This window comes from Prevotella mikamonis (assembly GCF_055381405.1).
This window is the reverse complement of the sequence record NZ_AP035785.1, coordinates 2001045-2011866: the sequence shown is the minus strand read 5'-3', so window position 1 is coordinate 2011866 and position 10822 is coordinate 2001045. Positions and strand designations below refer to the sequence as shown.

Below are 10822 nucleotides of genomic sequence, written 5' to 3'. Positions count from 1 at the left end.
TAGAATCAATATGATAAAGAATATATGCGCCTGTGTGGCATTCCTGTTAGTTGGAAGCCCGATTATGGCACAAGACGATGTGTCTACCCAATATCATCCTTATGCTCCGGTGGGCTTTCCAAACAATGCACCACACTGGATGAAGCAGTTGACTGATGTAGAGAACGTGAACTATTACGCCATGCTAGACTCGTTCAACGCCTTTAGGAACAAGCATCCAGAGATGAGACGCAAGACGCCTATGACAAAGGCTGTCATCAATTACTTCACGAGATGGCAGAAAACCTATCATCAATATGTCAACAAAGAGGGCAGAATTGTGATGCCGTCATTCAGCAATTACCGCAAATATGTGGAGGACATGAACGCCCAGAGCCGGAAGAAAGTAGCGACAAGAGCTGTTGGTGGTTCAAGATGGGAGGTACTTGCACCCCTCATGACCTATCTCCCTGGGAAGAAGACTCCCTACAACGGTCAGGCAAACATCCAGCGTTTCGATGTCTTTAAGCAGAATCCCAACATTCTATATGCTGGTGCTGAGACAGGCATGATATTCAAAACCGAGGACAAAGGTTTGCACTGGACCTCCTGCACACCCGACTTCTTCTTCGGTGGCGACATTAAGACTGTAGAGATTTCCTATTCCAATCCTGATAAAGTGCTCATAGGTGCCGGTTCGTTCCTCTGGCTTACCACCGACGGAGGCAAGAACTGGGAAGACATAACACCTCCCCAGCTGCGCAATGTAAGTGCTATGGTGCGCGACGCAGTATTCCATCCCAACGACGACAAGCGCATGATAGTGGGCAATGACAAGGGGCTTTATCAGAGTACCGACGATGGCAAGACATGGCAGAAGCTGCTATCGGGTATGTGCTTCGATGTGAAATACAAGTACGGCAACCCTGATGTCATCTACACCTTGATTAGAAGAGGAACGTATGTGGCCTTCATGACAAGCACTGATGGTGGCCAGTCGTTCCATGACAAGACCCCAACAGGTGTCCAACTGGCATCGGGGCGCATCGGTCTTTCGTCTGCTTCCAAGGGCAGTGAATATATTTATATCCTAGCTTGTAAGTTCGATAATATTTCCGACGCATACAAGGAACCCTACTATTCAGGCACCCCCATATTGTTCAAAAGCACCGACGGTGGCCAGAATTGGGAACATAATGACAACCTAAAGGATAAAATAGCTACTTACGAAATAGGCCGTGGGCAAGGCTACTACGATATGATGATTGCGGCATCTCCGAAAGATCCCGAACAAGTTTTCTTTGGATTGCTCGACTTCTACCGCTCTGATGATGGCGGAAAGACTCTCCAGCATAAGGGTGGATACTCGGGACAGTTCGACATACACTTCGACATGCAGGACATTCACATCATAGATGGCGACACTTGGATATCGTCTGACGGCGGCTTGGTGTATTCATCCGACTTCTTTACCAACCATTCCGACGCGCGCATCAACGGCATCTACGCCTCGGAGTTCCTAGGCTTTGACCAAGGCTGGAATGAAGATGTAATCGTGGGAGGACGCTACCATAATGGTGACATGGCCCAGATGGATAAGTACAATGGTGCTGCTATTCACCTAGGAGGTGGCGAGCAATATACGGGCTATGTATTGCTGAGCGACCCACACCGTGTGGCTTTCTCCGATGCCAACCCCAAAAATGTCATCCTACCCGACGACTGGCACGAACCATTCCAATCCTTCCCCGACTTCTTGCGCTATCCCTACGAGGACACTCTCTATGGCATGGGTATGGAGTTCGACCCACGCTATGCCAAAAGTTTCCTCATTTTCTCCGGATTTGGCGAAGAGAGACAGATATTATGGAAGACCGTAGACGACGGGCAGAGCTTCGTCCAACTCCACAAGTTCCCCTCCCGTATCAACTCGCATGTTATCTCTCGCTCCAATCCAAACAAGATTGTGGTGAATACACTCGACAACCTATACCAGTCGCTCGATGGCGGTGAGACGTTCAAGGCATTTGAGTCGATTCCCCAAGGTGTACGCAATACCATGCAACTGGTAATGGCTATTCACCCACGCAATGAGAATGAGATTTGGATTTCGGCCCTCGACAATCCGGCTTGTATTTATCGCACAACCAACAACGGAAAGACCTGGGAACTGCTGGATAAGGGCTTGACACTACCTACAACCAGCCCAATCTTCCAATCGACCCAGGAGAAAGTGGCCATCCACCGCTTCTTCCTCACAGGCAATGAAAAGAATGCGGCCTATGCAATCGGGTATGTAATGCGCCCGGCAGGTAAACCAGACACATACATCCATCGCGGTCGAGTGTTCTACCGCGACGATACCACCGATGGGTGGCGCGACTACTCAGAAGGGCTGCCACAGGTTATCAGTCTCACGCGCATGCTTCCTTTCTATAAAGATGGCAAAATAAGAATTGCCACCAACAATGGAATCTGGCAAAGAGACCTCGTTGAGCCACAATTCAAACCCATTGCGCAGCCCTTGATATTAAATGCAGGCAAAGCCGACGACACGGGTAACCTGGAACTACACTTCGACAGCTATTCGATCGTGAACCAGAAGAATGCCACATGGAAATGGACTTTCAACCCCCAACCATTGAGCATTTCCGACGACAAGGCACGCAACCCCATCGTTCGTATCGCCCCCGACCAGAGCTACGATGTGACACTCACCGTCACCACTCCCAAAGGCACAGACACCAAGACCATCAAGAAGATGATAGCAGGTACAAAGGATGTTCCCACGGGCATGGTCGGTCAGGAGGTGCTCCAACACGACATACTTCTTTCCGGTAACGTCTACACCAAGGGCCAACAGATAACGCTGCAACCCCAGAACATCGGCGAAGCGTGCCAATGGCAGCTGTTCAACGCCGTAGGAAGTCTGGTCGATACACAAACCCTTTCGGCTACAGAAGCCACGCAAGTGGGCACCGATAAGCTGGCATCAGGCATTTATTTCTATTTAATAACAGGTAAATCATTCAAAAAAACAGGTAAATTACTCATCAAATGAAGCGTATTCAAGTTTTATCCCTAGCCTTGCTGGCAGCCTCTTCGGTAGCTGCCAACAAGGTAGGAAGACTTGATACCACCACCTTCAAACTACAGGAAGTGGTGGTATCGGCCAGCAAGTGGCAACAAAGTAAGCGTGAACAACCCAAGCGAATCAGCACAATTAACTTTCAGCAATTCCTTTTTGAGAATCCCCAGACAGCGGCCGACCTTCTCGACCTCTCCGGATTAGTGTATATCCAGAAGAGCCAGTTGGGCGGCGGCAGCCCCATGATTCGTGGCTTTTCCACCAACAGACTGCTTTATTCGGTCGACGGTATCCGTATGAATACGGCCATATTCCGTTCAGGAAATTTGCAGAATGTCATTTCTCTAGACCCTTTTGCAATGGAGCGTACCGAGGTGTTGTTTGGTCCGGGGTCGGTCATCTATGGCAGCGATGCGATGGGCGGCGTCATGAGTTTCACTACCAAGAATCCCGTCTTCTCGTCTAAGGCAGGAAGAGTGAAGGTGCAGGGTAGTGCTACGGCCCGTTACTCTTCGGCCAACAACGAGCGCACAGGGCATTTCGATGTGAGTGTGGGCGGTCGTAAATGGGCATTCCTGACCAGCTTCAGTTCATTCACTTTCGACGATTTGAAGCAAGGCTCACATGGTCCGCAAGACTATCTGAAGCCTTACTTGGTACAGCGACATAACAACAAGGAAGACATAGCCATCACCAATCCCAATCCACTGGTGCAGTCGCCATCGGGCTATTCGCAAATCAATCTGATGCAGAAAATAGCTTTCAGACCCTCCAAAAACTGGGATTTGCAGTATGCCCTGCACTATTCTGAGACTTCAGACTATGCCCGCTACGACCGACACACCCGTATCAAGAAAGGGCTGCCGCAGTATGGGGAGTGGAATTACGGCCCACAGGTGTGGATGCTCAACCAGTTTACAGCCCAGCACATGGCCCGTAACACGTTCTATGACCGCATGGCCGTGCGCTTGGCCGTACAGCGTTTCGAGGAAAGCCGTATCGACCGTAAGTTCAACAAGAACACACGCAATACGACCAAGGAAGTGGTCGACGCCTATTCGGCAGGCATTGACTTCACCAAGAACATAGCCCGCCACTCGCTCTACTACGGTGTTGAGTATGTGTACGACGATGTTCGGTCGAATGGTTTGGAGACAAATGTGGGCACCAACGAGACCAAACAGGGGCTTGCCCGCTATCCGCAGTCTCACTGGGCATCGTATGCCGCCTATCTGCAAGCCCTGTTCAGGCTGTCGTCGAAGCTGAATCTGGAAGCCGGCTTGCGCTATAACTACTACGACCTGTCGGCCGATTTCAGCAACAACAACTTGGAGCTGGGCTTTGCCCCCAAGCAGTCCAATCGCAAAGGGGCCTTATCGGGCAGTCTGGGACTGACCTACCAACCCTCTGCCGACTGGCTGCTTGTGCTCAATGCAGGCCGCGGTTTCCGCACGCCCAACGTAGATGATATGGGCAAGCTCTACGACTCGGTAGACGGTTCGGTGGTAGTTCCCAATCCCGGATTGAAACCCGAATATGCCCACAACGTAGAGTTGGGCATCGTGAAGACTTTCGGCTCGTTCCTGAAATTAGACCTCTCTGCCTACTACACCCATCTCGACAACGCACTGGTGCGCAGAGATTTCACCGTGAACGGCAAAGACCGCATGCTCTATAAAGGCGAAGAGGCCAAGATTCTGGCCATCCAGAATGCTGCTTCGGCCTATGTGTCGGGCTTCCAGTTGGCTTGCTATGCCACGCTCCCGATGGGGTTCGGCTACAACATGCAGCTCAACCTGCAACACGGCAAGGAAGAGCTGGACAACGGCGAGCGTAGCACTATCCGCCATGCAGCCCCCTTCTTCGGCCGTGCAGCGCTGACCTATCGTTACAACCGCCTCTCGATGGAACTCTACACACAGTTCCAGGCCAAGCGCAGCTACGAAGACATGCCCGAAAGCGAGAAAGGAAAAACCGAGCTATATGCCCTCGACAGCAACGGGCATGTATATGCTCCGGCTTGGTTCACACTCAACGTCAAGGCACAATACAAGCAAGGAAATCATTTCCTCATCAATGCCGGACTGGAGAATATAGCCGACAGACGCTATCGCCACTACAGTTCGGGTATATCAGCACCGGGCCGTAACTTCATCGTTTCGACCACCTACATGTTCTGATATACGTAGCCGTAGGTTGGAACGAAGCAGAAACCTACGGGAAAAGAAAGTAAAATAAGACGAGTCTGAAAGACTCCCCATCACCAGTATATGTTTGTTATAGTATATATTGGAGGGGGAGTCTTTCAGACTTTATTCTGATATCTGCCATGATTCTGTAGGCCTAAAACCCCAACCCGTGTGCTTGTCTCTTGTCTGCTTATCTACTTCAAAAAACTGCAAGGGCTTGGCAGCGTTACTGTCTCGGCTTTGCAGCATTGCTGTTTGGCCCTTGCAGCGACACTGCGGAGGCCTTGCAGTTTTTTGAGTTTATAAGTTTTTTTATCTGCATGGGCGTATTATTCCAGAGTTTTATATATTTTTGCATCGTTCAAACATAACAGCAATTCTTGTAACTTCGCTTATATTATTATTTAACATAACTAATACCATATCATGAACATGAGAACACTGATGGCTCTTTGGAGCTTGATGTTTTTGTGCGGAACGACAGTTTTGGCACAAAACACGGAGAAAGACAAATCTGTTTTTAATCATCTGGCAGCCACTGTCGGCGTGGGTACAGAGGGCGTAGGCATAGGCGTGGCAACCACGTGTACCGACTATCTGGAGTTTGGTTTCGACGTAAACATCGTGCCGGCTATCAAAATCAAGGCCGACTTATCGGTGAGCAGTATCACGGCAGGCAGCGATGGCAGCACCAATCTGGATTTTCGCGAAGTGTCGGTAGATGGCAGTTTTGCACGCACTACTTGTAATTTCAAGGCCAACTGCTATCCGTTTGGCCGGCGCAGTTCGTTTTTTGTAGCTGCGGGTTTCTCCTTTGGAGGGGCTACGCTGCTGAGCCTGGGCGGCCATAGTGACGAAATCAAGGGTCTGCTGGCCAAAAATCCCAGTATGAAGGGCCAACTGGTGGGCGAAATAGACAAATATAATGTGCCGTTCGATGTAAACGGCGACTTGGTGGGCGACGTGCGTGTCAATGCTTTCCGCCCTTATTTCGGGCTTGGCTTTGGGCGGCTTGTACCCAAACGCCGTGTAGGCTGTCGGTTTGAACTGGGCTGTCAGCTCATGGGAAAGGCGAAAATCTATCAAGACGGGCAACTGGTGAAGACGGACGAATCGGACGATGTGAACGATGATATTTCTAAAATCGTAGAGAAGATAACGATTTATCCTGTACTGAAATTTTCTATCGCTACACGTATATTGTAAGCGGTAAATCTCTTGTGGGGTATCGCATTTTCTGATAATCTTCATCGTCGCTCTGGCAGAAAAACGATATATTTGCAGCCTAAAAACTAATCTTAACATGAAACGAAGGCTGGAAATTATCGCCATGCTGTTGCTGGCTGTGGCTTGTGCCAATGGGCAAATTATCGTGAATGACTCCCTTCTGAGGGCAACCTCGCCCAAGATGCTTACCGAAGAGAACAATCCGCTCGTCGACTTTATGTTTACGGCCGACCCTACTGCCGTGGAATATCAGGGCCGACTGTATGTATATGGCACGAACGACCATGAGCAATATCTCAATGCGGACAGGAATACGTATGAGAAGATACGCTCGTTGGTGATGCTTTCGACCGACGATATGGTCAACTGGACTTATCACGGAACGATAGCTACGGGCCATATAGCCCCGTGGATTTTAAATTCGTGGGCACCCAGCATCATTTCGCGACGGGAAGATGATGGAAAGTGGCATTTCTATCTGTATTTCTCTAATAGCGGAGACGGTGTAGGCGTCGTTACGGCCACGTCGCCCGTAGGGCCTTGGAAAGACGTACTCGGCAAGCCGCTGATACGGTCGGGCATGCCGGAGATTGGGGCATGTCCGAATCCTTTCGACCCAGGCGCTGTGATAGACGAGCATGGGCAGGGATGGATAGCTTTCGGTGGTGGGCAGACCAAGGACAGTTTGGCATGGATGCCCGGTACGGCACGAGTGGCCAAGTTGGGCAAGGACCTTACGAGCTTGGAGGGGACGGTGGCCGAAATCAAAGCTCCCTACTTCTTTGAAGCAAGCGAACTGAACTATATCAATGGTACGTGGGTCTATACCTACAGTTCAAATTGGCTGCCCCGAAAAGTGTGGAATTATGCTGATGTGGAGCGTCCGGCCATCTGCACGATGCCTTATATGACTTCGCGTACACCACTACGGTCGGACTCCTGGGTCTATCGGGGCGACTACTTCCGTAATCCTGGAGAGACAGTTCCTCCTCTGACCAATAATCATACGCATCTGCAATGCTATGGCGGTAAGTGGTATCTGTTCCACCATTCCATGTATCTGGAAAAGTATTTCCCCCGTCAGGGTGGCTTTCGCAATATGGGTGTGGAAGAGATAGAGCTGGATGAGGCTTCGGTTACCATTCGTCGTGCGGCAGCTTCTCGAACGGGAGTGCGACAGTTGAAAGCACTCAATCCATTCTTATTGCAGCAGGCAGAAACCACGGCTGCTACGCATAATATTCGTTTCGAGGCGGGAGATGCGCCTGGAAACATGGTGGTGTGTGGAGACGGGAAGCCCGGAGTCATTCGGTTGAAAGGGGTCGACTTCATGCGTGTAGCCCGTCGTTTCGAGGTTTTGGTGAAGGGTGAAGGCCGTATCGACGTGCGTGTCGATGCGCCGCATGGTCCATTGATTGCGTCGATAGACGTGAGGGAAAAGCAGTGGAAGCATAAGCGTGCGCGGGTTTCGACACGCATCACCGGCAGGCACAATCTCTATTTCCTGTTTGAGGGAAAGACATTGAGATTCGATAATTGGATGTTTCTGGCTGAATAGCAGATAGGAAAACAGACTGGTATATAAAAATCATGGCACTCCTACCATTAGGGAGTGCCATGATAAGAAAAACTCATTGCATCTTGACGGTGATTCCGAATGGGCCGGCATCTTTTGATTGCAGGATAATCTGAGCGAGACCATTAAAAGTCTTGACCTGCATGTGGCGTGCATCCGGAATCGACGGACGCTCGGTGTCTGTAAAAGCCGAGTCGCCATTTCCCCAACCGAGGAATCTGGTATTGCCTGTAATCGTAGCGTTGAGCGTCTCACAGGCAGTAGGCACAAAGCGACCTTTCTTGTCGAGCATGGAGATGTTGACAACAGTAACATCACCATATTGTTTTTTCTCCACTTTTGCTTGAACGGCTTTCCCCGTGGTTTCAATACGCCTGGTGGCTGTTTTCTTGCCGTTCTTATAGCCAACGGCTTCGACCGTTCCGGGTTGATAGGCCACTTGCCATGACAGATGGCCGTTCCGCGGCATAGCTTTTTTACCCATCTTCTTGCCGTTTACCCTCAGCTCTACTTCGTCGCAGTTGCTGTAGACCCATAGGTCGATGGTCTCTCCCTCGTGTCCTTGCAGATTCCAGTGGGGCAGGATGTGGAGAGTTGTTTCCTCAGGTTTCCACCACGATTTGAGGTAATAGGCCTCGTCTTTGGGGAATCCGCAATAATCGAATACGCCGAACAAGCTGCCTGTTGCCGGATAGGCGAGTGGTACGGGTTCGCCGCGATAATCGAAACCTGTCCAATAGAACAGGCCCATCAGCCACGGACGTTCATCGTAGAACTTCCATCCTCGTTCAATACGGTTCATACAGCTGTCGTGGTCTAAGTCTGCATAGCGGTTTCTGGAAGGCATACGGCCCTGACTATTGGCGTAGACGAACATGGCATCCTCATTGTCCTTGTCCTTCTGTTTCTTGAACAGCGTGGGCTTTTCGTGGAAATAGACACCGCGCGTGCCACATCCCGACGTCTCTTCACTGCCCAGGGCCAGGCGTTGGGGATAGTTGCGGCGATGCTCGTCTATCGGGTGTTGGGTCACGTAATTGTATCCGGCCACATCCACACCCTTGAGAATCTGCGGGCCACTGGAACTGGCACAGCTTACCAGGCGGGTAGGGTCGGCCAGGTGGAATTGCTCCATCATGTTTTTGGCGATGTTGATACTTCGCTCATCCCATTCGAGTCCCCACTCTTCGTTGCACAGTCCCCAAAGAAATATGGAAGGATGGTTGCGGTGGCGACGAATCATATTCAGCCCGACAGACATCTGGAAGTCGTTCATACCCATGAGTCGGTTCTCTTCGAAGACGAGGATGCCGAGGGAGTCGCACACGTCGAGAAGCTCGCTGGTCATCGGATTGTGGCTGGCACGGTAGGCATTGCAGCCGATGCTCTTCAGCTGTTCCATCCGATACAGTTGCAGTCCGTCGGGGATGGCAGCTCCCACTCCTGCATGGTCTTGGTGGTTGTTGAATCCCTTGAGCTTTACATGCTTTCCGTTGAGGAAGAGTCCTTTGTCCTTATCCATGCGGATGTTGCGGAAACCGGTGCGTGTGATGTAGCTGTCGACTATGCTTCCGGCAACCAGCACTTTTGTCCGTACCTTATATAAATAAGGAGTGTCTGTGCTCCATAGTTGCGGATTCGTAATGAGGGTAGAAGTCGTTGTCGTTTCGCTCTCGCGGCTTCTCAAAGCCTTTCCGGCTACCCTTGATATGGCTACCGTGTTGCCGTTGGGGGCAATAATCTCGTGTTCCAATGTGTAACCGTCCAGCGTTGTGAACAAATCGTTCCTTATTTCGGTCTCCACATATACCTTGGCCGACTTGAAGTCACTGGCAATATCCGAATAGACAAACGTTCCTCCCGTCGTGATATGCACGGGACTGCTCTTGACAAGCCACGTATGGCGATAGATACCTCCGCCTTCGTAGAACCATCCTTCTTCGAAAGTGGCGTCTGCCCGGACACATACTAGGTTTGTACGGTCTGCACCGTTGCCGTATAGCAAATAATCGGTGATATCATAATCCTGCTGTTTATACCCACTCGGTTCTGTGCCTACAAGCACGCCGTTGACCCAGACTTGCGCATTGCGGAAGATACCGTCGAATTGTAGTCTTACGTGTTTGCCACGGTCGCTTTCCGGTAGATGGAAGGTCTTGCGATACCATCCCACACTGCTCTTTGGATATTTCCATCCCACCGTCTTATGCCCATGACTGTAGCTAGCCTCCTCTGCAAAGGGAAGGTCTACCACAAAGTCGTAGGGTAAGTCTACCGTGCGCCATTGCGCACTGTCTTCGCGGAACTTGACAGTATATGGGCCGGCATTGTGAATGGAGTTGGCCTTGGTGAAATAATTGAAGTATTCCGTTCCGCAACCGAAATCTTTCATGGGGTCGGAGGCATCGCCAAAGGCAAAGCGCCATCCCTTGTCGAAGCTGATACGCTCACGTTGAGCGTTCGCCCCAAGTGAAAATGCCACCGTAAAAGCAAATACGGCAGCCATAGCTAGTACACGTTTGATATTCATTTCTTAGTAGATTGATAGTTTTTATGGCATAAAGGTAGCAAAAAGTTGTCATATTGGTGTCGTATCGGAGTGTAAAAAGATGATTTATATCAATTTTGTGGGCTAAAAACGACGTTTTATCGTTAAAAACGCGATTTACATTCATTTTTATTACCAAATGTTTTGGTATCTATTAAATTTGAGTTAAATTTGCAATTCGTAACATTAGAGTTGTGTTTGTGTTATAAGATATA

Annotated in this window: 5 protein-coding genes; 4 read left to right on the top strand and 1 reads right to left on the bottom strand. The window is 50.1% G+C overall.

The window, feature by feature from the left end; all coding sequences use genetic code 11:
• Positions 1 to 10: 10 nt before the first annotated feature.
• The 4 genes from ACZ42L_RS08495 to ACZ42L_RS08480 all read left to right on the top strand — a co-directional run bounded on the left by ACZ42L_RS08495 (position 11) and on the right by ACZ42L_RS08480 (position 8041).
• Complete coding sequence (locus tag ACZ42L_RS08495) at positions 11 to 3040, top strand: VPS10 domain-containing protein (protein WP_464715826.1); 3030 nt, start codon at positions 11 to 13, stop codon at positions 3038 to 3040.
• Positions 3037 to 5247, top strand: a complete 2211-nt coding sequence (locus ACZ42L_RS08490) for a TonB-dependent receptor plug domain-containing protein (RefSeq protein WP_464715825.1) — start codon at positions 3037 to 3039, stop codon at positions 5245 to 5247. Before ACZ42L_RS08495 ends, ACZ42L_RS08490 begins: the two co-directional genes overlap by 4 nt.
• A gap of 435 nt (positions 5248 to 5682) precedes the next feature.
• On the top strand, positions 5683 to 6462 hold the full coding sequence (locus tag ACZ42L_RS08485; RefSeq protein WP_464698305.1) for a hypothetical protein: 780 nt from the start codon (positions 5683 to 5685) through the stop codon (positions 6460 to 6462).
• A 97-nt stretch (positions 6463 to 6559) separates the two neighbouring features.
• On the top strand, positions 6560 to 8041 hold the full coding sequence (locus ACZ42L_RS08480; protein WP_464715824.1) for a glycoside hydrolase family 43 protein: 1482 nt from the start codon (positions 6560 to 6562) through the stop codon (positions 8039 to 8041).
• Between the two features lie 73 nt (positions 8042 to 8114).
• Here the strand turns inward: ACZ42L_RS08480 and galA are convergent, their stop codons facing one another.
• Positions 8115 to 10589 (bottom strand): beta-galactosidase GalA, encoded by a 2475-nt coding sequence (gene galA, locus ACZ42L_RS08475; protein ID WP_464715823.1) that lies wholly within the window; start codon positions 10587 to 10589, stop codon positions 8115 to 8117.
• Positions 10590 to 10822 lie beyond the last annotated feature (233 nt).